Annotated in this window: 21 protein-coding genes; 10 read left to right on the top strand and 11 right to left on the bottom strand. The window is 67.0% G+C overall.

All coding sequences use genetic code 11. The annotated features are described in order from the left end of the window. Window positions 1–107: 107 nt before the first annotated feature. On the bottom strand, window positions 108–992 hold the full coding sequence (locus Cte04_RS17125) for a gamma-glutamyl-gamma-aminobutyrate hydrolase family protein (protein WP_066481005.1): 885 nt from the start codon (window positions 990–992) through the stop codon (window positions 108–110). Between the two features lie 378 nt (window positions 993–1,370). On the opposite strand from Cte04_RS17125, the gene Cte04_RS17120 reads away from it, so the two are divergent. After that, on the top strand, window positions 1,371–1,748 hold the full coding sequence (locus tag Cte04_RS17120; RefSeq protein ID WP_066481003.1) for an HPF/RaiA family ribosome-associated protein: 378 nt from the start codon (window positions 1,371–1,373) through the stop codon (window positions 1,746–1,748). Window positions 1,749–1,868: 120 nt separating this feature from the next. Here the strand turns inward: Cte04_RS17120 and Cte04_RS17115 are convergent, their stop codons facing one another. Beyond that, on the bottom strand, window positions 1,869–3,269 hold the full coding sequence (locus Cte04_RS17115) for an aspartate ammonia-lyase (RefSeq protein WP_066481001.1): 1,401 nt from the start codon (window positions 3,267–3,269) through the stop codon (window positions 1,869–1,871). A 313-nt stretch (window positions 3,270–3,582) separates the two neighbouring features. Beyond that, complete coding sequence (locus Cte04_RS17110) at window positions 3,583–4,536, bottom strand: pirin family protein (RefSeq protein ID WP_066480998.1); 954 nt, start codon at window positions 4,534–4,536, stop codon at window positions 3,583–3,585. Window positions 4,537–4,796: 260 nt separating this feature from the next. Between Cte04_RS17110 and Cte04_RS17105 the strand changes: the two genes are divergently transcribed. Further along, window positions 4,797–5,078: a hypothetical protein gene (locus Cte04_RS17105; RefSeq protein ID WP_066480992.1), complete on the top strand. Its 282-nt coding sequence runs from the start codon at window positions 4,797–4,799 to the stop codon at window positions 5,076–5,078. Between the two features lie 58 nt (window positions 5,079–5,136). Here the strand turns inward: Cte04_RS17105 and Cte04_RS17100 are convergent, their stop codons facing one another. Continuing rightward, a complete protein-coding gene (locus Cte04_RS17100) occupies window positions 5,137–5,538 on the bottom strand; it encodes an OsmC family protein (protein ID WP_066480991.1) in 402 nt (133 codons plus the stop codon). Between the two features lie 29 nt (window positions 5,539–5,567). Next, window positions 5,568–6,140, bottom strand: a complete 573-nt coding sequence (locus Cte04_RS17095; RefSeq protein ID WP_066480990.1) for a CcdC protein domain-containing protein — start codon at window positions 6,138–6,140, stop codon at window positions 5,568–5,570. 223 nt (window positions 6,141–6,363) lie between these two features. On the opposite strand from Cte04_RS17095, the gene Cte04_RS17090 reads away from it, so the two are divergent. Continuing rightward, window positions 6,364–7,683: a hypothetical protein gene (locus tag Cte04_RS17090; protein ID WP_066480989.1), complete on the top strand. Its 1,320-nt coding sequence runs from the start codon at window positions 6,364–6,366 to the stop codon at window positions 7,681–7,683. A gap of 24 nt (window positions 7,684–7,707) precedes the next feature. Here Cte04_RS17090 and Cte04_RS17085 read toward each other — a convergent pair whose 3' ends face one another. The 3 genes from Cte04_RS17085 to tkt all read right to left on the bottom strand — a co-directional run bounded on the left by Cte04_RS17085 (window position 7,708) and on the right by tkt (window position 12,615). After that, window positions 7,708–9,231, bottom strand: coding sequence for a rhomboid family protein (locus tag Cte04_RS17085; protein ID WP_066480988.1), 1,524 nt, complete (start codon window positions 9,229–9,231; stop codon window positions 7,708–7,710). Window positions 9,232–9,409: 178 nt separating this feature from the next. Next, window positions 9,410–10,411, bottom strand: coding sequence for a type I glyceraldehyde-3-phosphate dehydrogenase (gene gap / locus Cte04_RS17080; RefSeq protein WP_066480986.1), 1,002 nt, complete (start codon window positions 10,409–10,411; stop codon window positions 9,410–9,412). Between the two features lie 155 nt (window positions 10,412–10,566). Next, window positions 10,567–12,615, bottom strand: coding sequence for a transketolase (gene tkt / locus Cte04_RS17075; RefSeq protein ID WP_281178782.1), 2,049 nt, complete (start codon window positions 12,613–12,615; stop codon window positions 10,567–10,569). Window positions 12,616–12,716: 101 nt separating this feature from the next. Between tkt and Cte04_RS17070 the strand changes: the two genes are divergently transcribed. The 4 genes from Cte04_RS17070 to pyk all read left to right on the top strand — a co-directional run bounded on the left by Cte04_RS17070 (window position 12,717) and on the right by pyk (window position 17,600). Then, complete coding sequence (locus Cte04_RS17070) at window positions 12,717–13,475, top strand: nucleotidyltransferase family protein (protein WP_066480983.1); 759 nt, start codon at window positions 12,717–12,719, stop codon at window positions 13,473–13,475. Between the two features lie 64 nt (window positions 13,476–13,539). Further along, complete coding sequence (locus Cte04_RS17065) at window positions 13,540–14,922, top strand: aminopeptidase P N-terminal domain-containing protein (protein WP_066481039.1); 1,383 nt, start codon at window positions 13,540–13,542, stop codon at window positions 14,920–14,922. Window positions 14,923–15,053: 131 nt separating this feature from the next. Further along, window positions 15,054–15,833, top strand: a complete 780-nt coding sequence (locus Cte04_RS17060; protein WP_066480981.1) for an abortive infection protein — start codon at window positions 15,054–15,056, stop codon at window positions 15,831–15,833. A gap of 330 nt (window positions 15,834–16,163) precedes the next feature. Further along, on the top strand, window positions 16,164–17,600 hold the full coding sequence (pyk, locus tag Cte04_RS17055; protein WP_066480977.1) for a pyruvate kinase: 1,437 nt from the start codon (window positions 16,164–16,166) through the stop codon (window positions 17,598–17,600). Window positions 17,601–17,728: 128 nt separating this feature from the next. Here the strand turns inward: pyk and Cte04_RS17050 are convergent, their stop codons facing one another. The 3 genes from Cte04_RS17050 to Cte04_RS17040 all read right to left on the bottom strand — a co-directional run bounded on the left by Cte04_RS17050 (window position 17,729) and on the right by Cte04_RS17040 (window position 19,865). After that, entirely contained in the window at window positions 17,729–18,367 is a 639-nt protein-coding gene (locus Cte04_RS17050; RefSeq protein WP_083526713.1) for a phosphatase PAP2 family protein, read from the bottom strand. Window positions 18,368–18,431: 64 nt separating this feature from the next. Further along, window positions 18,432–19,190 carry a phosphatase PAP2 family protein gene (locus tag Cte04_RS17045; protein ID WP_066480974.1) on the bottom strand — a complete coding sequence of 253 codons (759 nt, stop codon included), beginning with the start codon at window positions 19,188–19,190 and terminating at the stop codon, window positions 18,432–18,434. A gap of 99 nt (window positions 19,191–19,289) precedes the next feature. Then, window positions 19,290–19,865: a phosphatase PAP2 family protein gene (locus tag Cte04_RS17040; RefSeq protein ID WP_066480969.1), complete on the bottom strand. Its 576-nt coding sequence runs from the start codon at window positions 19,863–19,865 to the stop codon at window positions 19,290–19,292. A 107-nt stretch (window positions 19,866–19,972) separates the two neighbouring features. Between Cte04_RS17040 and Cte04_RS17035 the strand changes: the two genes are divergently transcribed. The 3 genes from Cte04_RS17035 to fba all read left to right on the top strand — a co-directional run bounded on the left by Cte04_RS17035 (window position 19,973) and on the right by fba (window position 23,272). Further along, a complete protein-coding gene (locus Cte04_RS17035; protein WP_066481038.1) occupies window positions 19,973–20,683 on the top strand; it encodes a response regulator transcription factor in 711 nt (236 codons plus the stop codon). Then, window positions 20,680–22,068, top strand: coding sequence for a histidine kinase dimerization/phospho-acceptor domain-containing protein (locus Cte04_RS17030; RefSeq protein WP_066480966.1), 1,389 nt, complete (start codon window positions 20,680–20,682; stop codon window positions 22,066–22,068). The genes Cte04_RS17035 and Cte04_RS17030 overlap by 4 nt, the downstream gene beginning before the upstream one ends. A gap of 139 nt (window positions 22,069–22,207) precedes the next feature. Then, window positions 22,208–23,272, top strand: a complete 1,065-nt coding sequence (fba, locus tag Cte04_RS17025) for a class II fructose-bisphosphate aldolase (RefSeq protein WP_066480964.1) — start codon at window positions 22,208–22,210, stop codon at window positions 23,270–23,272. The last annotated feature ends 152 nt before the right edge of the window (window positions 23,273–23,424 follow it).

Below are 23,424 nucleotides of genomic sequence, written 5' to 3'. Positions count from 1 at the left end.
ACTGTTGCTCATTTTCATGCTGCTTACAACGTGGAAACACCATTTGACAGGCGCTGGCAGCTATCAAATGCAAAGCGGCAGGGGATGCCTCCGGTGCGACTGCGCGGCTACTTGAGCCGGTGCAGCAGCGCGCGGCGCAGCAGGCGCGCGGCACGGTCGCGGATCTGGAAAGGGCTGTGGCTCTGGCCCGGCCGCACGCGCGCCCGCGCGCAGGCGCCCAGGAAATCGTGCAGCAGCACGCTGTCGTCCAGCGTGCTGATGTTCGGGTGGCTGAACTGAAATTCCGGATGCCACTGCGTGGCTGCGATATAGCTCTTGAGCGAGAAGGGATTGCGGTAGATCGCCTCCGGAATGTGGTCGGGAAGGCTCCAGGCCTCGATGTTGAATTCGGGCGCCACTTCCTTGATGCCCTGGTGGTGGATGCTGTTGACGCGCGCGCTCTGCAGCCCGCCGTAGAGCGTGGCCAGGCGGCTGCCGGGCTCGATGGCGATGTCGTGGTAGTGGCGGTCGTACTCGGTGGCGTTGCGGTGCTGCTGCGCGCCCGCCACCTGGGTCTGGATGTCCTGGTAGAGCGTGCCGCCGAAGGCCACGTTGATGATCTGCAGGCCGCGGCAGATGCCGAAGATGGGCTTGCCGGCCTGGGAGAAGGCCTCGATCACGGCCATGTCGTAGAGGTCGCGTACCTTGTCGCCCTTCCACTCGGGGCGCAGCGGCTGCTCGCCGTAATGGCCGGGCCACACGTCCGAGCCGCCGTGCATGACCACGCCGTCGAGCCAGTCCGCATAGTGGGCCAGTGTCACGTCGCCGCGCGCCGTCTCTCCCGTGGGGCAGGGCACCATGACCACCATGGCCCCGCCCGACATCACCCAGTGCAGCACCGACTGTTCCACGTATTGCAAAGTCTTGCCGGTGAACAGCGGACGTTGCGGGTCGGCGTAGGAAAAGCAGGCCGACAGGCCGATCTTGAGGCGGCGCGAGGCAGGCAGGCTCATGGGCAGGCTCCTTTTGTTGCTTTTGCGGGCAAGGCTCGGGCCCATGTTAGGGCCTGTGCGTCCTCCGCGCGAGCCCGCTCGCAAACAGGACGCATCCATTGCAAACAGATGTGAAGCCACCCGCGCGCGGGTTGCCGCAGTGCAGCGCCCCGGCCTGTTCTTGCGCTCCGTCAGGGTTTACGCGGGATTTGCCCGGCAATGGTTTTCGGCTCCGGAAGAGCGCGTCACAATGATCCAAAGCCCATGCCATCAACCGGCATAACAGGGCCTGTTGGGCAGACCCGGAAGCCGGCGTTACCATGGTTTCGCCGGCTCTCGAGACGGCCACGACAACTCTCGCCGCAGCGACTGCGGCATTTGGTGACTAGGAGGATTTGCATGCAAGTACAGGTTCATGCCGACGATTCCATCCAGGGTGGCGAATCTTTGGCGCAGTGGGCGCAGGAGGAAATCAATGCCAAGTTGGCCCGCCTGAAGGAGTATGTAGTGCGTGTGGAAGTGTTCCTCACGGGAGTGGATGCGCTCAAGACCACGGGCGGTCCCGGCAAGCGATGCGTGCTGGAAACCCGGGCCACGGGCCGCCCGCCGATCGCGGTCAACGCCGAGGCCGAAAAGGTCAAGGATGCGTTCAATGCCGCCATCGAAAAGCTGCGGCGCGCGGTGGAAACCGATCTGGGCAAGCTCAAGGACAAGAACGGCCGAGAAAGCGTGCGCGGCGTGGACGATCCCACGGCCGAAGGCGTGGCAACGGCCTGAGCATTCAAGTCGTTTTTGCGGCCGGCGCTGTGGGGACAAGCGCCGGCAGCCAGCAAGACCGGGGCATGTTCAGCAGAACATGCCTTTTTTGTGCGCCGTGCCTTGTTGGCGGCGCGGGCATCAGGCCGCGGTCAGCGCGCCCGCCCGGGTGAGCTTGTCGGCCACCAGCAGCTTCTCCATGTCGCCCTCGCTCATGATGCCCAGTTCCTCGGCCACCACGGCGATGCGCTTGCCGCTGGCAATCGCGGTCTTGGCGATCCGGGCGGCCTTCTCGTAGCCGATCAGCGGGTTGAGCGCCGTCACCAGCGTCACGGACTCGGCAATGCGCGTATCCAGCAGGTCCGTGTTGGCCGCGATGCCTTCCACGCAGTTGTGCTGCAGCGTCGTGCAGGCATTGCACAGGTGGTTCAGGCTCTTGTGCAGGGCCCAGGCCATCAGCGGCTCGAAGGCATTGAGCTGCAGCTGGCCGGCTTCCACGGCCATGGTGATCGCGGCGTCGTTGCCTATCACCTCGAAGCAGACCTGGTTCATCACCTCGGGAATCACGGGGTTGACCTTGCCGGGCATGATGGACGAGCCCGCCTGGCGCGCGGGCAGGCGGATGTCGGCCACGCCGGCCTGCGGGCCCGAGGACAGCAGGCGCAGGTCGTTGCTGATCTTGGACAGCTTGACGGCGATGCGCTTGAGGATGCCCGAGATATCGGCGAACGCGCCGGTATCGCCGGTGGCCGCGATCAGATCGCCGGCCTTGACCACGGGCACGCCCGAAATCTGTGCCAGTGCCCGCACCACGGCATCGGCATAGCCCACGGGCGCGTTGATGCCGGTGCCGATGGCCGTGCCGCCCATGTTCACTTCGGTCATCAGGTAGGCCGATTCGCGCAGGCGCTTTTCGTCGTCCGCAATCATGGCGGCGAAGGCGGCGAATTCCTGGCCCAGCGTCATCGGCACGGCGTCTTGTAGTTGTGTACGGCCGATCTTGAGGATGGAGGCGAATTCGCGTGCCTTGGCGTCGAAGGCGCCGCGCAGCGCGGCCAGGGCGGTCAGCAGCTTCTGGATGCCGGCATAGGTGGCGAGCTTGACGGCCGTGGGATAGGCATCGTTGGTGCTTTGCGATGCGTTGACGTGGTCGTTGGGGTGGATCACGTCGTAGCGGCCCTTGGGCAATCCCAGGTGCTCCAGCGCACGGTTGGCGATCACCTCGTTGACATTCATGTTCGTGGAAGTGCCGGCGCCGCCCTGGATGACGTCGACCACGAACTGCTCGTGCAGCCGGCCGGCAATCAGGTCGTCGCAGGCGCGGGAGATGGCGCCGGCCTGTGTGGAATCGATGGCGCCCAGCTGCAGGTTGGCCTGGGCGGCGGCCTTCTTCACGAAGGCCAAGGCGCGGATCAGCTCGGGCATGTGAGCCACGGAGTGGCCGGTGATGGGGAAGTTCTCCACCGCGCGTGCGGAATGGACGCCCCAGTACGCGTCGGGAGGGATGGTTTTGATGCCGATGAAGTCGTGTTCTTGGCGCATGGGTCTGCTTTTTCTGTTGCAAGAATGGAAGAAGCCACGCGCGGCGGCGCCGGACGTGGCGACGCCCCGGACGGGAAAGCGGTGCTCGCGTTCCCGTGGCCAGGGCGTCGGGCCGCATTATGTAAGCAGGATGCGCATGAGGCCAGACGTTCTGTGCATAACGTTGGCGTGTCGAACAGGCAGCCTCGGCATTGGACGGAAAGGCACTGCAATTGCGTCCAAAGGTGCTCAATTGCGGTCAATTCTTCAAATTTTCTGCTTTATTTCGCACCAATTTGGTGCGAAATGATCAACACCGACGGACTACCCCTGGCTACCTGGAAGCGCGCAGCGCCACGCCCTCCAGCGAGGGCGCATGCAGCGGCTGCAGGAGCGAGGCCACGGGAGCGCCGAAGCGGCGCGGCTGGCCGTCGATCATGAGAGCGTTGCTGGTGGCTTCCGCTTCCCATTGCGTGCGGGCCTGCTGCATTTCTTCGGTGGTGCGGGCCACGAAGTTCCACCACAGCAGGATGGCTTCGTCCATGGGCTCGCCGCCGATGACGAGCAGGCGGCTGTCGGGAGTGCATTGCAGGTTCACGGCCTCGGTGCCGACGGGCAGGTAGATCAGCTCCTGTTCGGGCAGGTGCAGGCCCTCCACCTCCACATGGCCCGAAAGGCTCATGACGGCATGCTCGAAATCCCGGCGCAGCGGCATGCGGGCCCGCGCGGGACTGGTACGGTCGGGATGTGCATGCAGGTCCACGCCCATGAGCGGCGAATGCACCTGCGCGGGCGAGGCATGGCCCAGCGCCTCGCCGGCCAGCACGGTCGCGTCGAAGTCGCCCACGCGGGCCCGCGGCAGGTCGGGATAGTGCTGGAAGCGCGGCGGGATGTGGCGGTGGCTGTCGGGCAGCGCGATCCACAGCTGGGCGGCATGCACATGGACGGTCTGGCTTTCCTCGGAATGCGCGATGCCGTGACCGGCCGTCATCAGATTGACCTGGCCGGGGCGGATGATCTGCTCGCTGCCCAGGCTGTCGCGGTGCAGCACCTCGCCCTCGATCATCCAGGTGAAGGTCTGCAGCCCGATGTGCGGGTGCGGGCCCACCTGCATGCCCGGCGGCGGCGGTTCGGCGGGGCCCGCATGGTCGAGAAAGCACCAGGCACCGACTTTGCGCAGCGCACGCTGCGGAATGGCGCGGTGGATGGGAATGCCGCCCACGTCGGCAATGCGGGTGGGCAGGCGCACCGGGGAGCCGGCGTGCAGGGGGGCGGAATCTGTAGTCATGCGAATCCTGACGGTGGAGGGCATCAGTGTGCAAGGAATCGCCCGCAGCGGCAAACAACCGGCAAAATGCGCCGTCACGCCCGGCTGCGGCCCGGCGGTCGGCATCCCGGAGCCAGGCAGGACGCCATGTTTTGCAGGCGGTTACAAAGCAGCGGGCCATAACGCCTGTTGGCTGACAGCGGCTTGTGCCGGCGCCGGGTAACTTCGATGGCGAAGGCCGTGAGGCCACGCAACAACCCAACAATGCAGGAGGATCATCAATGAGCGAACAGAACAAACCCGGCAACCAGCTGTCTGCTGTGGAGGTCCAGCAATACCCTGCACATTTCCAGGCACGCGTGGTGGGCGAGGTCCAGCACCGCTCCGGCGATGGTCCGCTGGAGAGCATTCCCCCGGGCACCGAGCTCAAGGTGGACACGGCCATCGCCAGCTATGTGCTGTCCTGGGTGAACCCCGTGGACCAGCAGCCCGAGACCGCCTATCTGGCCAAGCGCGAATTCGAGCACTACGTGGAGGTCGGCGCGCTCAACGTCACGGTCTGAGCTGCTGCTGACTCAAAAAAGCCCTGCCATGCAGGGCTTTTTTCATGGTGCAGGCCGTTCAGTCCAGCGTGGTGGGGATCTGCACCGGTCCTTCGAGCAGCTTGTGCACCGGGCAGGCCTGGGCGACCTGCAGCAGGCGCTGGCGCTGCTCGTCATCGAGATCGCCCTGCAGCGTGATGTGCCGCGTGATCTGGTTGCCGGCAGCCGGCACGCCGTCCGGGTTGAGCTGCACGTCGACCTGCACGCCGGTCAGCGGCCACTGTTTGCGCGCCGCGTACATCTGCAGCGTGACCGTGGTGCAGGCGGCCAGCGCCGAGAGAACGATCTGCAGCGGGCCCGGTGCGGTGTCGGCGCCGCCCTTGTCCAGGGGTTCGTCGGCATACCAGACATGGCCTTGCGGGTCGGTCAGCGTGACGCGGTACGGGGTATTGCCGCTCTGGGCACGGGCGCTGTGGGTCATCTGCAAAAGCTCCTCGACAAAGAATGCCGTCACTCTACGCTGCCTGGCGCATCCGTGCCCGCAGCGGTGGCCACCGCCTCGCGGGCGCGCTTGGCGGCCAGCACGCGCCGGCGCCAGAGGAACAGGGCCATGGCATAGCCCATGTTGTGCCCGGCCATGAGGCCGAACACCGCCATGGTCAGCGGGCTGGCCACAAAGGCGTGGAAGCCGGCCTGCGATTCGGGCAGCAGCCAGACGATCTCCACGATGCGCCAGGCAATGCGCGCGGCAAACAGCAGCAGCAGGGCCACGCCCAGATGGGTGTGGGGCGTGTAGTACAGGCCTTGGGCAGTGGGCTCCAGCCGGGTCTGCCGCCAGGCCCAGCGCGACAGCAGGCCGCCGGCGCACAGGCCGCCGGCCAGGGTCTGCAGCGCATGCCACTGGCCCCAGGCGGCCCAGCCGGTGAGGCCCAGCAGCACCGCGTAAATGCCCATGCCGATCCACGGCCGGTACTTGCTGGTGCGCTGGCGTCCGATCAGGCGCTTGTAGCGCGCGCGCAGCCGCCATGCCAGCAAGGGCAGCAGCACGATGAGCGTGGTGGTGGTCGAGGCGTGTACGGCCATGGCAGCAAAAAACGTAGAGCGAAGCTGCAGTGTGAGGGCTGTGTGGCTGCTGCGCAATGGAGCCGTCGATTCCGGAGGCCGATCCGGTGTTGATCGGCCGATATCGATTTCTGATCCAGAATGTCTGCACAGGGGATGTCTTGAAATCAGGCCCTGATTGAAAACCAATCCCGCAGCTCGGCATCGATGCGGGCCAATACAAAAGACATGGGGAGTAAGGGCATTGAATTCAGTACGCGGCACTCGCCATGACGCGAATGCTTCCGAGTGGAAGATTGCGCCGTTCTGGCAGAAACTCAACAGCTTTTTCCTTTTCCCGCTGCAGGCCGAGCCGCTGTTTTATGCCCTGGTCCTGTCGGTATGCAGCTACGGCCTGATGTTCGGCCTGATCGGGATATTTGCCGTGGGTCTGGGCCTGACGCTGGCGGTCAGCCGGTATGCATTCAAGGTGGCGGCCCTGGCTTCGCGCGGAATTACCCATAGCTCGGATTTTCGTGCCAGCCATGTCGATGAGGCCTGGAAATGGCTGCCCTGGAAATTCTTTGGCGTGCTGTTTTTCTTCGGCATTTTTGTCGGCCTGCTGGCCCGCCAGAGCATGACGCTGGGCGTGGTGGCCAATCTGGTGGTGGCGTTTCTGGTCCCGGCCGTCTGGATCGTGCTGATCAATACCCACAGCCTGCGCTCGGCGGCCAATCCTTTTGAGCTGCTGGCCACGATTTTCGGTATCGGCAAGTCGTATCTGCTGCTGTGCTGTTTCCTGTTCCTGCTGCAGCAGGGCTCGCCCATGGTCATGGTGATGCTGCTCAAGGTGGCGGCTCCCGTGCTGGTGCTGCCGCTGGTGAGCTTCGTGGTGATCTATTTCACCTGGGTGATGGCGGCCATGATCGGCTATGTCATGTACCAGCACCATGCGGCGCTCGACATCGATCCCGTGCAGGCCCCCGACGGTCCGTCGACGGTGCAGGTCGATCCCGTGGTGCAGGAGGCCAGGCGCCGCGATGCCGTGGTGGCGCGGCTGGTGCAGGACAACAGCATGGACGAGGCCGTGAACCAGGCGCGCGCATGGCAGCGCGAGGACTATGAAAGCCTGCCTGACCACCGCCGCTATTTCCGGGTGCTCAAGCTGACCGAACGCGTGGATGCGCTGGCCGAGCTGGGCCAGCGCTTCATTCCCATGCTGATCGCCCGCCAGTGCGCCGGCGAGGCCTTGGAGGCCTGGGTGAGCTGCGCCAAGCGCAAGCCGGATTTCCGGCTCGATTCGGCACAGGCCAGCTACGACCTGGCGCAGCAGGCATGGAAGGCCGGCAAGCCCAAATATGTGCTGCTCCTGGCCAGGGAGTTTGAAAAGCGCTTTGCCGGCAGCAGCCTGATTCCCCCCATGCTGGAGCTGGTGGTGCGGGCCTACAAGCAGGGGCTGGAGCAGCCCATGCAGGGGGTGCACGTCTACATGCGCATGAAGCAGCGCTTTCCCGAGCATGCGGCGACCCGGGAAGTGGAATGGGTGCTGCGCGACGAACTGGAAATGCTGGGCGCCAAGTCCTGACCGCCCTTCGCCCGGCCCGTTCTGCTAGCCCTGCCGGGCCAGCCACTGTGTCACGGCGTCCCGAGGCGCCAGCTGCTGCAGCGTGGGCAGCCAGGCCCTGGCCTCCTGGATGCGCCCCGCCTGGGCCAGGCCGTTGACCAGCAGCAGCAGCGTGGCCGGCCACTGCGGATGGTCTGCCGCCCGGCGCAGCGACTGGCACAGTGTTTCCGCCTCGGGCAGGGCGCCTGCGCGCACGAAGCTGCGCACCAGCCCGTGCATGGTGTCCGCGCTCACGCGCATGGCGGGCTGGGCGCGCTGGCGGTAGCTGCGGTAGCTGGCCAGCTGCAGCTGGCGTTCTGCATCCGTGGCGGCCGGCAGCTTGAAGATCCGCCGTGCCGCGGCATGGAAATCCTCGCTGCCCGGATGGTGCCGCGCGCTTTCGAACCAGGCACGCAGGATGTCCGGATCCGAGGGCGCGAGGCGCGCGGCTTCGCGCCAGGCCGGGGCCGCGCGATCGAACTCCAGCGCATCGGTGTAGCGCTGGGCGCGGGCCACGGCGTCGGCCAGCGGCCTGGCGGCCGCCGTGGCCCGTTCTCTTGCGTCGACCGGCGCCTCCACGGCCTGCAGGCGCATATAGATCCACATCAGCACGGCTCCGGTCAGCAGCCCGCCGAAGTGGGCCATATAGGCCACCTGCTTGCCGCCCATAAGGTGCTGCAGCAGCTCCACGCCCATCCAGACCGGCAGCATGACCAGCGCAGGCCAGGTGGCGTAGTTGAAGTAGAACAGCAGCATGTAGAAGAAGCGGATGCGCCGCATGCGGTACATCACCGCATACATGGCCATCAGGGCCGAGATGGCGCCCGACGCACCCAGGCCGTACCCGCCCATGCCTGCATAGAACAGCAGCGCGAACAGCGAGGCGCCGATGCCGCCCAGCACATAGAAGGCAAGATAGGTGAAGGCACCCAGCGCGATCTCGAGCGTGAAGCCGAACAGGAACAGAAACGCCATGTTGCCCAGCAGGTGGCCGGTGCTGCCGTGCAGGAAGGTGGAGGTGAAAGCCTGCAGCGGCTGCCAGCCGGCGCCGGGCTCATAGCTCATGGACCAGCGTTCGGTGAAGCCGCCGTGCGGTGCTTGCGGTTCCTGGCGCGCAAAGGCGGCGCGCGCCGCCTGCCACTGCGCATGGAGCGGATGGCTGGGGCCGATGGCCTGGCCTTGCAGCAGCCGCTGGCGGAATTTCTTCTCCTGCCACATCAGCGCATAAAGCTGGGCGTAGGCCTTGTGCCGGTACAGGGCCTCGGCGGCCTGCACGGTGTTGCGCTCACTGTTGCGTTCATGGCGGGCACTGCCCTGGGCGGCCTGTTCCTTGAGATGGGCCAGGAACAGCGGCAGCTCGATGGCGGGCAGCGCCGTCCGGGCGTACTGCTGGCCGGCACGCTCCACGGCGGCTTCTTCGGGGGCCTGCCAGCCCCAGAAGATCACGCAGTTGATGACGATGAGCAGCACCGTCATCCAGGGGGGCGAACTCCACGACGGCTTGTTTTCAAGAGGAATGGCGAGGAACATGGGCGGGGCGGTTGCGGCGCTCGGTCAATTGCTGCCGAATGTAATGCAGCCTCCCGCACGAAGCCCTGGCAGGGCGCCAACAAAAAAGCCAGCAACGCTGCCGCTGCTGGCTTTTCGATAGCTGCTGGCGCTTGCCGGGCAAGCGCTGCAGCCCTATATGGCTGCAAGCCGTGCCGGCTTACTTGGCGGCCACCACGCGCACCATTTCCAGGCACTTGTTGGAGTAGCCCCACTCGTTGTCGTACCAGGACACGACCTTGACGAAGGTCTTGTCCAGGGCGATGCCGGCTTCGGCGTCGAACACGGAGGTGCAGGTTTCACCGCGGAAGTCGGTGGCCACCACCTTGTCCTCGGTATAGCCGAGCACGCCCTTGAGCGCGCCTTCGGACTGGGCCTTCATCTCGGCGCAGATTTCCTCGTAGGTGGCTTCGCTGTTCAGTTCCACGGTCAGGTCGACCACGGACACGTCGGACGTGGGCACGCGGAAGGACATGCCGGTCAGCTTCTTGTTCAGCTCGGGGATCACCACGCCCACGGCCTTGGCGGCGCCGGTGCTGGAGGGGATGATGTTTTCCAGGATGCCGCGGCCGCCGCGCCAGTCCTTGTTGGAAGGGCCGTCCACGGTCTTTTGCGTGGCGGTGGCGGCGTGCACGGTGGTCATCAGGCCGCGCTTGATGCCCCACTTGTCGTTGAGCACCTTGGCCACGGGAGCCAGGCAGTTGGTGGTGCACGAAGCGTTGGAGATCACGTCCTGGCCGGCATAGGTCTTGTCGTTCACGCCGAACACGAACATGGGGGTCGCGTCCTTGGAAGGAGCCGACATGATGACCTTCTTGGCGCCGGCGGCGATGTGCTTGCGGGCGGTTTCGTCGGTCAGGAACAGGCCGGTGGACTCGATCACCACTTCGGCGCCGACTTCGTTCCACTTCAGGGCGGCGGGGTCGCGCTCCTGGGTCAGGCGGATCTTCTTGCCGTTGACGATCAGGGTGTTGCCTTCGACGGCCACGGTGCCTTCAAAGCGGCCGTGCACGCTGTCGTACTTGAGCATGTAAGCCAGGTAATCGGGCTCGAGCAGGTCGTTGATGCCCACGATTTCGATGTCCGAGAAGTTCTGCACGGCGGAGCGCAGCACATTGCGGCCGATGCGGCCGAAGCCGTTGATGCCTACCTTGATCGTCATAGTTGCCTCTTGGATGGTTGGATGGTGAAAAAACGAAACTGGGGCGGATTGTGCCCGGACTGTCTGCCGTCAGGCCGGGTCCGGCTGGCGAAGATGTGACAAAGCTCGTCTTTGCGCCAGAAAATGAGCAAAAAGGGGCACAAGGCCCCTTTGTTTTACTTGCCGGCGTTCTGCAGGGCGACCTGCACGGTGTCGGCCACGTTCTCGGCGGTGAAGCCGAAGTGCTTGAACAGCACGCCGGCCGGCGCCGATTCGCCGTAGGAGTCGATGCCCACCACGGCGGCGCAGCCGTACTTCCACCAGAAGTCGGTCACGCCCATTTCCACGGCCACGCGCGGCAGGCCGGCGGGCAGCACGGCCTTCTTGTACTTCACGTCCTGCTGGTCGAAGGTCGTGGTGCTGGGCATGGAGACCACGCGCACGGCGATCTTGCGTTCGGCCAGCAGCCTTTGCGCGGCCAGGGCCAGCTGCACTTCGGAGCCGGTGGCGATGATCACGGCCTGGGCCTTCTTCTTGAGGCCGACATCCTTGGGCTCGGACAGCACATAGGCGCCGCAGGCGATGTCGTCCAGCGCGTCCTCGCTCTTGGGCGAGTAGGCCAGGTTCTGGCGCGACAGCAGCATGGCAGTGGGCTTGTTCTTGTGGCTCAGGGCCACGGTCCAGGCCACGGCGGTCTCGGTCGTGTCGGCCGGGCGCCATACGTCCAGGCCGGGGATCAGGCGCAGGCTGGCGGCATGCTCGATGGACTGGTGGGTGGGGCCGTCCTCGCCCAGGCCGATGGAGTCGTGCGTGAACACATGGATCACGCGCTGCTTCATCAGCGCGGCCATGCGGATGGCGTTGCGGCTGTAGTCGGAGAAGGTCAGGAAGGTGCCGCCGTAGGGAATGAAGCCGCCATGCAGCGCAATGCCGTTCATGATGGCGGCCATGCCGAACTCGCGCACGCCGTAGTTGATGTGGCGGCCGATCTGGCCGTCCTCGGTCTTGACCACCGCGCCCTTGTCGTCCATGCGCAGCGCGGGAGTGGACTTGGTGTTGGTCAGGTTGGAGCCGGTCAGGTCGGCCGAGCCGCCCAGCAGCTCGGGCAGCGCGGCCGTCAGGCCTTCCAGGGCCAGCTGGCTGGCCTTGCGGCTGGCCACGGTGGCGCCGGCGTCATGCGCGTCGGAAGCGATCTTGGCGGCGATCTCGCCGAAGTTGGCGGGCAGGTCGCCGGCCATGCGGCGCTTGAACTCGGCGGCCAGCTCGGGGAAGGCCTTCTCGTAGGCCGCGAACTTGTCGTTCCAGGCCGCTTCGGCCTTGGCGCCCGGAGCCTTGGCGTCCCAGTCGGTGTAGACATCGGCAGGGATCTCGAAGGGGCCGTAGGTCCAGCCCAGCGCTTCGCGCGTCAGCGTGATCTCGTCCAGCCCCAGGGGTTCGCCGTGGGCCTTGGCCGTGTCCTGGCGGTTGGGCGAGCCCTTGCCGATATGGGTCTTGCAGCAGATCAGCGTGGGCTTGTCGGCGCTCTTCTTGGCGGCGGCGATGGCTGCGTCCACGGCGCCCACGTCATGGCCGTCGACATCACGGATCACGTTCCAGCCGTAGGCCTCGAAGCGGGCCGGCGTGTTGTCGATGAACCAGGGCGCGACCTTGCCGTCGATGGAGATGCCGTTGTCGTCGTACAGCGCGATCAGCTTGTTGAGCTTCCAGGCGCCGGCCAGCGCGCAGGCCTCGTGGCTGATGCCTTCCATCAGGCAGCCGTCGCCCAGGAACACATAGGTGTGGTGATCGACGATCTCGTGCTTGTCCTTGTTGAACTCGGCGGCCAGCAGCTTCTCGGCCAGCGCGAAGCCCACGGCGTTGGTGATGCCCTGGCCCAGCGGGCCGGTGGTGGTTTCCACGCCGGGCGTGATGCCCACTTCGGGGTGGCCGGCGGTCTTGCTGTGCAGCTGGCGGAAGTTCTTCAGTTCGTCCAGGGGCAGGTCGTAGCCTGTCAGGTGCAGCAGCGCATAGATCAGCATGGAGCCGTGGCCGTTGGACAGGATGAAACGGTCGCGGTTGGCCCAGTGGGGATTCACGGGGTTGTGCTGAAGGTGGCGGCTCCACAACGCAACGGCCATGTCGGCCATGCCCATGGGCGCACCGGGGTGACCGGAATTGGCTTGTTGAACGGCGTCCATTGCGAGTGCGCGGATTGCATTCGCCATTTGTTGAGTGTTGGCCATCAGGGCGTTCCGTAAAGGAGGGTAATCAGGGTAAGCCCATCATTTTAATTGAGGGCGGCTTTTCGCAGGCGGGCTGCGGGTCAATGCACTAAAGTGCTGTCACGATGACGATCTCTCTCCCTTCAGACTTTCAGCCGCCGGCCATGCTGCTGGCCGCAGGTCGCGGCGAGCGCATGCGGCCGCTGACCGATGCCACGCCCAAGCCGCTGCTCCAGGTGCAGGGCATCCCCCTGCTGCAGCACCACCTGCAGGCCCTGGCCGCGGCCGGCGTGCCGCGCGCGGTCGTCAATACGGGCTGGCTGGGCGAGCAGATTCCCGCGTATTTCGGCCAAACGTTCACGGCCGATGGCGGTGCGGGCCGGCTGTCGCTGGCCTATTCGGCCGAGCCGGCCCAGGCCTTCGAGACCGCCGGCGGCATTGCGCGCGCGCTGCCTCAGCTGGGCGGAGTCTTCTGGCTGGCCGCCGGCGATGTGTATGCGCCGGATTTCGACTTTCCCGCAGCGGCGGCCCGGGCCTTTGCGGCCGGCGACAAGCTGGCCCATCTGTGGCTGGTGCCCAACCCCGCCCACAACCCGCGCGGCGACTTCGGCTTGAGCGAGCAGGGCCTGGCACTGGACCTGCCCGAGGGCGACGGCCGGCCGCGCTACACCTACAGCACCATTGCGCTGCTGAAGGCCGAGCTGTTTGCCCGGCCCTGGTGCGAGATTCCCGCCGGCAACCCCGAAGGCCTGCGCGCGCCGCTGGCGCCGCTGCTGCGCCGCGCCATGGCCGCGCAGCGCGTGAGCGCGGCGCTCTACACGGGCCGCTGGACCGATGTGGGCACGCCAGAAAGACTGGCGCAGCTCAACACGGCCGAGGTTTGAGCGGCCGGCGACATCGTCAGCCACCCGCCATATGCACACTTCCATCCAGCAGTACGATATTCCGATGACTTCTCATTACGCCCAACGCCGCGCACGCTTGGCCGCCCAGTTGGGCGACGGCGGTGTCGCCATCATTCCGACCGCGCCCGAGCATCTGCGCAACCGCGATACCGAGTATCTGTACCGCCATGACAGCTACTTCTACTACCTCACCGGCTTTTCCGAGCCCAACGCCTGCCTGGTGATCACCAGCGACGGCCACAGCACGCTGTTCTGCCAGCCCAAGGACCTGGAGCGCGAGATCTGGACCGGCATCCGCCTGGGCCCCGAGGCGGCCCGGGCCACGCTGGACGTGGACGCGGCGTATTCGTCGGACGAGCTCGATGCCCGCCTGCCGCGCCTGCTGGAAAACCGCGAGCGCGTGTGGTTCCCGTTCGCCACGCACCGGGGCCTGGCCGAGCAGGTGGAAGGCTGGCTGGGCCAGGTGCGCGCGCGTTCGCGCTTCGGCGTGCTGTGCCCCACCCAGCAGGGCGATGTGTGCGCGCTGCTCGACGAGATGCGCCTGGTCAAGGACGCGCACGAGCTGGCCATCATGCGCCGCGCGGCCCAGATCAGCGCGGGCGCCCATGTGCGCGCCATGCAGCGCTCTGCCCGCATGCTGCGCGCGGGCCAGGAGGTGCGCGAATATCACCTGGACGCCGAGCTGCTGCACGAGTTCCGCCAGCACGGCTCGCAGTACGTGGCCTATGGCTCCATCGTGGCCGCGGGCGCGAATGCCTGCGTGCTGCACTACCAGGCCGACAAGGCGCCCGTGCGCGCGGGCGAGCTGGTGCTGATCGACGCGGGCTGCGAACTCGACGGCTATGCGAGCGACATCACGCGCACCTTCCCGGCCAACGGCCGCTTCACCGGCCCGCAGCGCGCTCTCTACGACCTGGTGCATGCGAGCCAGGAGGCCGCGATCGCGGTGACCAAGGCCGGCAACCGCTTCAACGATCCGCACGAGGCCACGGTGGCCGTGCTGGCCCAGGGCCTGCTGGACCTGGGCCTGCTGGACAAGGCCAAGTACGGCACGGCAGAGGACGTGATCGCATCGCGCGCCTACTTCCAGTTCTACATGCACCGCACCGGCCACTGGCTGGGCATGGACGTGCACGACTGCGGCAGCTATGTGGAGCCCACCGAGCTGGGCGTGGTGAGCGAGCGCAAGGACCCGATCTCGGGCGAGACCATTGCCAACCGCCCCAGCCGCATCCTGCGCCCCGGCATGGTCACGACCATCGAGCCCGGTCTTTATGTGCGCCCGGCGCCCGGCGTGCCCGAGGCGTTCCACAATATCGGCATCCGCATCGAGGACGATGCGGTGGTGACCGAAACCGGATGCGAGCTCATCACGCGCGGCGTGCCGGTGCAGGCCGACGAGATCGAGGCGCTGATGCGCGACTGAGCGCACGCATGCCCGGCAGCCTGCGCATGCACCCCTTCGCCGCCAGCCGCCGCCTGCGCGTGTACTGCGCCGCCGTCCGGGTGCCCGTGCCGGCGGGCCCTTCCGTTTTCCACTGACCGACTTTTGCCGCCATGTCCGCAGCCCCCCAGGCCTCCGTCACCGAAAGCCCCGTCGCACCGCCGCTGGACTGGCGCATGGCGCTGGTGCTGTGGCTGCTCGGCCTGCCCGGCGTGGTGGCGCTGGCCTGGAACGTGGTGCCGCAGTGGCTGGTGTTCCTGGACTGGCACCGCTCGCTGGCCTCCTGGCGGCTGGTGGTCGTGCTGCTGCTGTCGCTGCTGACGGCCATGTCCGTGCTGGTGGGCCTGCGCCTGGGGCAGAGCGCCTGCCTGGGCGCGCCGCTGCTCACGGCCTGGATGACGGGCAAGTCGCCCTGGCGCGCCATCCGTTTCCTGAGCCTGCCCGGCATTGCGGGCGGCGTGGTGGGCGCGGCCTGGCTGGTGACGCTGGCCGTGGTCTGGCCCGAGAGCCTGTCCGTCGTCGATCCCGTCTATGGCATGGAGCTGCTGCCCAAGCTGCTCTACGGCGCGGTCACCGAGGAGCTGCTGCTGCGCTTTGGCGGCCTGTCGCTGGTGATGTGGGTGCTGTGGCGGCTGTTCGGCCGAACCACGCAGCGGCCCAGCTGGCGCCTGGGGTGCTGGGCCGTGGGCATCACGGCCGTGGTGCTGGGCACGGTGCCCATCGCCATGGCCTGGTCGCTGGTGGGCACCATGCCGCATGCCGTGGTGCTGCAGCTGCTGCTGTGCGAGATCGTGTTCGGCGCCATGGCGGGCTTTCTGTACTGGCGCTACGGGCTGGAGTCGGCCATGCTGGCCCATGTGGTGGCCTATCTGCTGTCGCACGGCCTGGTCTGAAGGCGCTCGCCGGCATTGGAACTCCGGGTGTTAAAACACTTTCAACGCCCGGACGGCGCCCGGGCGCGGCGCGGCCCGCGCCCGGGCGCGAATGTTCCTCGTATGCTCCTGTTTCGGGAGCTGCTGACGCTTGATTCTTATTGAAATCAAGGGTGTTTCAAGTCGAATCGAAGCAGGGGCAAGCAGCAGGTGCTCCTGAAATACTTCGATTTCGGGTAGGGTTTCCAGGCCGTACCGGGTGTGGCGGGCGCAGCGATGATGCTCCCATGTAACCGCTTCCATGCAAGAATTGAAACCCAATTACATTCATCCCCGCTAGAGAGACATTCCATGCAAGTTCGTCGTGCTACCAAGATCGTTGCCACACTGGGTCCGGCGTCGAGTGACCCGCATCTGCTCGAGCAGATGGTGCGCGAAGGCGTGAACGTCGTGCGCCTGAACTTCAGCCACGGCAAGGCGCAGGACCATATCGACCGCGCCACCATGGTGCGCGCCGCCGCCCAGCGCGCGGGCCGAGAAGTGGCCATCATGGCCGACTTGCAGGGTCCCAAGATCCGCGTGGGCAAGTTCGCCGAAGGCAAGGTCATGCTCGAGCCCGGCGCGCGCTTCGTGCTCGACGCCTCGCGCACCGAGCCCGGCGACATCAACGGCGTGGGCCTGGACTACAAGGAACTGCCGCGCGACGTGAAGGCCGGCGACGTGCTGCTGCTCAACGACGGCCTGATCGTGCTGACCGTGGAAGCCGTGCGCGGCGAGGCCGTGCACACCGTGGTCAAGCTCGGCGGCGAACTGTCCAACAACAAGGGCATCAACAAGCAGGGCGGCGGCCTGACGGCGCCGGCGCTGACGGCCAAGGACATGGAGGACATCAAGACCGCGATGTCCTTCCAGGCCGACTACGTGGCCGTGAGCTTCCCCAAGAACGCCACCGACATGGAAATGGCCCGCCAGCTGTGCAACGTGGCTGCGGCCCAGTACGGCCACAAGCCCGGCCTGATCGCCAAGATCGAGCGCGCCGAAGCCATTCCGCGCCTGGAGGAAATCCTCAAGGTGTCCGACGGCATCATGGTCGCCCGCGGCGACCTGGCCGTGGAAGTGGGCAATGCGGCCGTGCCCGCGCTGCAAAAGAAGATGATCCGCATGGCGCGCGACATGGACAAGGTGGTGATCACCGCGACCCAGATGATGGAGAGCATGATCACCAACCCCGTGCCCACGCGCGCCGAGGTCAGCGACGTGGCCAACGCCGTGCTCGACGGCACCGACGCCGTGATGCTCAGCGCCGAGACCGCCGCCGGCAAATACCCGCTGGAGACCGTGCGCGAAATGGCTGCCGTGTGCGCGGCTGCCGAAGCTGCCGAGGACCGCGTCAAGGATGCCGACTTCACCAACAGCCCGTTCAAGCGCACCGACCAGGCGATTGCCATCGGCGCCCTGTTCACGGCCCACCACCTGGGCGCCAAGGCCATCGTGGCGCTGACCGATTCCGGCTCCACGGCCCTGTGGATGAGCCGCCACCGCATCCACATCCCGATCTACGCGCTGACCCCGCGCCTGTCCACCCAGCGCAGGATGGCGCTGTACCGCAACGTGAGCCCGCTGCTCATGGATACCAGCGCGGACCGCGATACGGCCCTGGACCAGGCCAAGATGCACCTGCTGTCGCGCAACATCGTGCAAAGCGGCGACGTGTACGCCATCACCTGCGGCGAGCCCATGGGCCAGCCCGGCGGCACCAACATGCTCAAGATCTGCCGCGTGGACTGATCGGCTTGCCGCCAGCCGGCCGGCCGGGCGCTCGTCGGAGCGCTGCGGCCCGGGCAAAAAAAGCAGCCAGCGCTTTGGCAACAAGCGCTGGCTGCTTTGTTTTTGCGGCGCCGCAAGGCGCCATGCGGCTATTCGGCGGTATGGGGGACGGCGGGCGCCGCAGCGATGGCTGCCGCGGGCAGCGGCACCGGAGCGGTCATCGGCGCGGGCGCAGGGGTCTTGCGCCGCAGGGCATGGCGGCGCCTTTCGATCCACAGCGCCGCATGCCAGATGCACAAGGCAGCGGCGCTGCCGACGACGGCACCGACCAAAACGTCCGAAGGAAAGTGCACGCCCAGGACGATGCGGCTCAGGGCCACGGAGCACGCCAGCAGCCAGGTCAGCGGCGGCAGCCAGGCCTTGTGGCGCGTCACGCCCAGCTGAACGCTCTGCGCCAGCGCAAAGGCGCCGGCCGCATGCATGCTGGGAAAGCTGGCGCTGGCGCCGTGGTGTATCCATTGCAGCCCCAGGCCCAGCTGTGCCGGGCGCGGCATGGGAAAGCCCCAGCGGATCAGGCGGCAGGCCACCCAGGCAAAGCCCATGGACAGCAATGCCAGCTGCAGGCTGCGGCGCCAGCCCTTGCCCATGGCCAGCATGCCGGCGATCACGGGCAGCGCGCACAGGCCCGGCAGCCAGGCCGAGGCAAAGCGCGCACTCTCGACCACCCACAGGGGGGTGTGGGTGCCGGCATTGAGCAGATGGAAGAGATAGGGGTCGAAACGCAGCATGGTCGGGTGCTTTCGGCGCAGAAGGCCCGGGTGGATCGAAGACTGCAGACAGCGTGCAGGCCGTTTATTCCGATGCGAACAGAGGGGCGGTCGGCAGCGTGCTCTCCTGTGTCTCGCGCTGCGCCATGTAGCGAGTGGTCGCCAGATCGCAGATCCAGCTGGCCGTCCAGCACAGCCAGGCCGTCCACAGGGTGTGGCTCATGAAGTGGGCGCCGCGCATCTGCTGGGCCAGGCCCAGTGCGAAGCCCGCGGCCAGTGCGCCGGCCAGGCACAGCCGGGCCGTGTGGGGCAGGGCGCGGCGCAGCGCGAAATACACACCCAGGAAGGCAAAGCCCGCGGAGGCATGGCCTGCGGGAAAGCAGTGGCCGCCGCCGCCGTCGGTCACGCCCAGCGCCCAGTGCGAGACGTAATGGGCCACGCCGCCGAACTCGGCCAGATCCCACGGGCAGCTGGTCGTGCTGGTGCGCTTGAGAACCGCCATCACCAGCAGCGCCAGCAGTGCCGACACCACGAGCTGCACGCGCCGCTCATAGGCCACGCGGCGCAGCGCGCCCATGGGCCACCAGATGCTCAGCGCCAGCCCGAGGACGATGAGCCAGGCCAGCGCACGTGCGCCCTCGTGGGCCACGTGGACCATGAACCAGCTTGAGCGCAGCGCAAAGCCCTGGCCGTCGCCGAACCAGCGTGCCATGGGCAGGTCCAGCCCGCTCATGTCCCAGGCGATCAGGCAGGCCAGAGCGATCAGCGTCCAGCCCAGCAGCTGGCGCGGGGTAGCCAGCGCGTTCTGCCTGGCTGAAAAAAGGGTCAATGAGGGCTCGGTCATGCCGGGCACCTTAGAAAGCCAGTCTTAATGCCGGCTTAAGGTCGTCTCGGCAAAACCCCTGATTGCGTGCGCCAGAGGCAGGTGCTCCCGTGCGGGGCGCTAGGCGGGCCCCAGGGAAAAGCCGCGCAGCCCTCGCCGCAGCAGAAGCTGGCGGCGCAGCCGGTAATGCAGGCCCCAGACAGCCCGGGCGCAGCAGATGCCGACAATGGCGCCGCCGAGCACGTCCGAGGGGAAATGCACGCCCAGGTGCACGCGGCTCCAGGCGACCAGCAGCGCGGCGCCCCATGCCAGCCACACCAGGATGCGGCGGTGGCGGGTGCAGCCCAGGCTGACGGCCTGGGCCAGTGCAAAGGCGCCGCAGGCATGCATGCTGGGAAAGCCGGCCCGCGTGCCGTGCGCTATCCACTGCATGCCCATGTCCAGCTGCGCGGGGCGCGGCACGGGCCAGCCCCAGCGCATCAGGCGCGCAACGCACCAGGCAGCCGCCATGGACAGCAACAGCAGCGCCAGCGTGCGCCGCAGCGCCGGCGTGCCGCGCCACAGGGCCAGTGCCATCGCGCCGACGGCCAGGCCCGGCAGCCAGGCCGAAGCCAGGCGCGCGGCCTCGATGCTGGCGGGCCAGGTCTGCGCATCGGCATTGAGCAGCGCATAGACGGGTGGGTCGAAGAAAAGCATCGCGGGCAGCTTCCGGCAAACGGTGGTGGTCCATGCTGGGGCTTTTGTTTGACAGGCGTATTGCAGGCGGTGCGGGCAAGGCCGCCTGCTGTGTGGACAATGCGGGGATGCGAATACTGGTGGTCGAAGACAACGAAGGCATCGCGGCCGGGCTGCGGGCCAATCTGACGCAGCGCGGCTATGCGGTGGACATCTGCACCAGCGTAGCCGATGCCTGGCATGCGCTGGGCACGGCGCGCTTCGATGCGGTGCTGCTGGACCTGGGCCTGCCCGACGGGGACGGCAGCGATATCGTGCGCCGCCTGCGCGCGGTGCGGCATCGGCCCGGTTCCGCCCGACCCGGGATGGACGCGCTGCCCGATCCGGCCACGCCCGTGCTGATCCTGACGGCCCGCGACCAGATCCATGAGCGCGTGGCCGGCCTCAACCTGGGCGCCGACGATTACCTGGTCAAGCCCTTCGACATGGACGAGCTGGAGGCGCGCCTGCGCGCCATGATGCGCCGGGCCGCGGGCCAAGCCTCGCCGGTGATCCATTACGGCGCGCTCGAAATCGACCCCGCCGCGCACACCGTGCGCCAGGGCGGCCGGCTGGTGGAGACTTCGCCGCGCGAATTCGCGGTGCTTTGGGCCCTGGTGCAGGCCCGCGGCCGCGTGCTTTCGCGCCAGCAGATCGAGGAGCACCTGTACAACTGGGGCGATGCGGTGGAAAGCAATGCCGTGGAGGTCTATGTGCACCATCTGCGCAAGAAGCTGGGCCAGCGCAGCATCGTCACCATGCGCGGCGTGGGCTATTTCCTGCCGCTGGAGCCGGCATGAAGCCCGCCAGCCCCCCGGATGCCGCCCGCGCCGCGCCGCGCCGGCCCTCCCTGTTTCTGCACCTGCTGGCCTGGATGCTGGGCACCATGGCGCTGGTCTGGGGCAGCTTTGTCGTCTGGGGCTACCAGACCGGCGTGCAGGAGGCGGACGAGCTGACCGACGGCCACCTGGCCAGTGTCGCGGCCCTGGTGCTGAACTGGGACATCCATGGCGATGTGGCCCGCGACGAGACCACGCCGGTGCAGGCGCCACCCTGGCTGCGCGCGCATGACTACCAGGAATCCCTGAGCGTGACGCTGTGGAACGCCAAGGGCGAGCTGATCTCGCGCACCGGCAATGCGCCGCTGCCGCAGTTCGATGTCGAGCAGGGCTTTGCCACGCTCAAGCTGGCCCCGCAAAGCGCATGGCGCAGCTTCACCCAGTGGAACAAGGAGGGGACCGCCAAGGTCACCGTGATGGTGGCGCTGGACGAGCGCGACAGCCTGGCCGACGATATCGCCCTGCAGATGGTCACGCCGGGCTTCTGGCTGCTGCCGGCCATCGTGATCGCGCTGGGCATCGCCATCCGCCGCGGCCTGCGTCCGGTCACCACCCTGTCGCATGCGGTGGCGCAGCTGGACCTGTCGCAGGACCAGCGCCTGTCCGAAAAACATGTGCTGCGCGAGCTCGATCCCATGGTCCATTCCATCAACACCCTGCTGGACCGGCAGCAGGAGGCACTGGAGCGCGAACGCAATCTGGCCAACGAGGTGGCGCACGAACTGCGTACGCCGCTGGCCTCCATCGTGCTGCAGGCCCAGGCACTGGCGTCCGCGCAGGACGGCCGGGCGCAAGCAGAGGCCGGGACCGACGGCCTGCGCCAGGCGCTGCAGCGCATAGGCAAGGATGCGCTGCATGCCGGCCATGTGCTGGACCAGCTGCTGGCGCTGGCCCGCGCCGGGCGCAGCATGCAGGGCAGCCCGCTGCAGCCCGTGGACTGGGCCGGCGTGGCGCGCGAAGTGGCCGCCGCCCAGGCGCAGGCGGCCTGGCAGCGCGACGACAGCCTGTCCGTGGGCGCGCCGGAGCATTTGTGGGTCCGTGGCAATGCCGTGCTGCTCGAGTCGGCGCTGCGCAATCTGGTGGAAAACGCCATCCGGCACACGCCGCCCGGCACCCAGGTCGAGGTGCAGGCCGGCCAGGGCGACGACGGCAGCGCCTGGATGCAGGTCTGCGACGATGGCCGCCGCCTGGGTGGCTCGCCCGTGGCCCCGCCGGCGGATAGCCTGCACCTGGGCCATGAAATCGTGGCCCGCGTGCTGCAGGCCCATGGCGGCAGCTTCGGCGCGGCGCCGGCCCCGCAGGGCTTCACCACCTGTTACCGCATGGAAATCCCTTCGGCCGGTTAAAATCGGCAGTTACCAAGCGGTTACCAGAAGCCTCTGTCAGGGCCCTGGCGCTTTCCTTCCCCGGGCCGCTGCCGTGCAGGGCGCTGCAGCGACACAACGCCAGGGGCGTTGCCTCTCACAACTTTGGACGGAACCCACCATGCCTCTTATCTCGATGCGCGAAATGCTCGACCATGCCGCTGAAAACAGCTACGGCATTCCTGCTTTCAACGTCAACAACCTGGAGCAGGTCCAGGCCGTGATGTCGGCAGCCGACGAAGTGGGCGCACCGGTGATCCTGCAGGCCAGCGCCGGCGCCCGCAAGTACGCCGGCGAGCCCTTCATCAAGCACCTGATTCTGGCGGCCGCCGAGATGTACCCCCACATCCCCCTGGTCATGCATCAGGACCACGGCACCACGCCCGAAGTGTGCCAGGGCGCGCTGAACCTGGGCTTCGGCTCCGTGATGATGGACGGCTCGCTGATGAGCGACGGCAAGACCCCCTCGTCCTTCGACTACAACGTGGATGTGACGCAGAAGGTCGTGGCCATGGCCCACAAGATCGGCGCCACCGTGGAAGGCGAACTGGGCTGCCTGGGCAACCTGGAAACCGGCGATGCCGGCGAGGAAGACGGCATCGGCGCGGCCGGCAAGCTGGACCACAGCCAGATGCTGACCGACCCCGAGGAGGCTGCCGTGTTCGTCAAGGCCACGCAGCTCGATGCGCTGGCGATCGCCATCGGCACCAGCCACGGCGCCTACAAGTTCTCGCGCAAGCCCACGGGCGACATCCTGGCCATCAGCCGCGTCAAGGAAATCCATGCCCGCATCCCCAACACCCACCTGGTGATGCACGGCTCCTCGTCCGTGCCCCAGGAACTGCTGGCCATCATCAACGAGTACGGCGGCAAGATGAAGGAAACCTACGGCGTGCCCGTGGAGGAAATCCAGGAAGCCATCAAGTACGGCGTGCGCAAGATCAACATCGACACCGACATCCGCCTGGCCATGACCGGCGCGGTGCGCAAGTTCCTGGCCGAGAACCCCGACAAGTTCGATGCCCGCGAATGGCTCAAGCCCGCCCGCGAAGCCGCCAAGCAGGTCTGCAAGGCCCGCTACCTGGAATTCGGCTGCGAAGGCCAGGGTGCCAAGATCAAGGGCTACAGCCTCGAACAGATGGCCAGGAAATACGCCGCCGGCGAACTGGCCCAAGTCGTGAACTGATCACGATTTGATAGCTGCAGGCGCTTGCAGTGCAAGCGTCGCAGAGCGAAAACATACAAAGCCCGCAGGCGCAAGCCTGCGGGCTTTTGGCGTTCTGGAGCTGTTGCAAGGCGGTGCTGTCGCCTGGGCAACTAGGGGGTAATACTAGGGTT

Source organism: Comamonas terrae (assembly GCF_001544075.1).
In the GTDB taxonomy this organism is placed as follows: Bacteria; Pseudomonadota; Gammaproteobacteria; order Burkholderiales; family Burkholderiaceae_C; genus Comamonas; species Comamonas terrae.
This window is presented reverse-complemented; position numbering and strand designations above follow the sequence as displayed.

Bases quoted from the DNA above. Each gene is read 5' to 3' on its own strand.
- Cte04_RS17125 (WP_066481005.1), bottom strand. From the start codon at position 992: ATGAGCCTGCCTGCCTCGCGCCGCCTCAAGATCGGCCTGTCGGCCTGC.
- Cte04_RS17120 (WP_066481003.1), top strand. From the start codon at position 1,371: ATGCAAGTACAGGTTCATGCCGACGATTCCATCCAGGGTGGCGAATCT.
- Cte04_RS17115 (WP_066481001.1), bottom strand. From the start codon at position 3,269: ATGCGCCAAGAACACGACTTCATCGGCATCAAAACCATCCCTCCCGAC.
- Cte04_RS17110 (WP_066480998.1), bottom strand. From the start codon at position 4,536: ATGACTACAGATTCCGCCCCCCTGCACGCCGGCTCCCCGGTGCGCCTG.
- Cte04_RS17105 (WP_066480992.1), top strand. From the start codon at position 4,797: ATGAGCGAACAGAACAAACCCGGCAACCAGCTGTCTGCTGTGGAGGTC.
- Cte04_RS17100 (WP_066480991.1), bottom strand. From the start codon at position 5,538: ATGACCCACAGCGCCCGTGCCCAGAGCGGCAATACCCCGTACCGCGTC.
- Cte04_RS17095 (WP_066480990.1), bottom strand. From the start codon at position 6,140: ATGGCCGTACACGCCTCGACCACCACCACGCTCATCGTGCTGCTGCCC.
- Cte04_RS17085 (WP_066480988.1), bottom strand. From the start codon at position 9,231: ATGTTCCTCGCCATTCCTCTTGAAAACAAGCCGTCGTGGAGTTCGCCC.
- gap (WP_066480986.1), bottom strand. From the start codon at position 10,411: ATGACGATCAAGGTAGGCATCAACGGCTTCGGCCGCATCGGCCGCAAT.
- Cte04_RS17070 (WP_066480983.1), top strand. From the start codon at position 12,717: ATGACGATCTCTCTCCCTTCAGACTTTCAGCCGCCGGCCATGCTGCTG.
- Cte04_RS17065 (WP_066481039.1), top strand. From the start codon at position 13,540: ATGACTTCTCATTACGCCCAACGCCGCGCACGCTTGGCCGCCCAGTTG.
- Cte04_RS17060 (WP_066480981.1), top strand. From the start codon at position 15,054: ATGTCCGCAGCCCCCCAGGCCTCCGTCACCGAAAGCCCCGTCGCACCG.
- pyk (WP_066480977.1), top strand. From the start codon at position 16,164: ATGCAAGTTCGTCGTGCTACCAAGATCGTTGCCACACTGGGTCCGGCG.
- Cte04_RS17050 (WP_083526713.1), bottom strand. From the start codon at position 18,367: ATGCTGCGTTTCGACCCCTATCTCTTCCATCTGCTCAATGCCGGCACC.
- Cte04_RS17045 (WP_066480974.1), bottom strand. From the start codon at position 19,190: ATGACCGAGCCCTCATTGACCCTTTTTTCAGCCAGGCAGAACGCGCTG.
- Cte04_RS17040 (WP_066480969.1), bottom strand. From the start codon at position 19,865: ATGCTTTTCTTCGACCCACCCGTCTATGCGCTGCTCAATGCCGATGCG.
- Cte04_RS17035 (WP_066481038.1), top strand. From the start codon at position 19,973: ATGCGAATACTGGTGGTCGAAGACAACGAAGGCATCGCGGCCGGGCTG.
- Cte04_RS17030 (WP_066480966.1), top strand. From the start codon at position 20,680: ATGAAGCCCGCCAGCCCCCCGGATGCCGCCCGCGCCGCGCCGCGCCGG.
- fba (WP_066480964.1), top strand. From the start codon at position 22,208: ATGCCTCTTATCTCGATGCGCGAAATGCTCGACCATGCCGCTGAAAAC.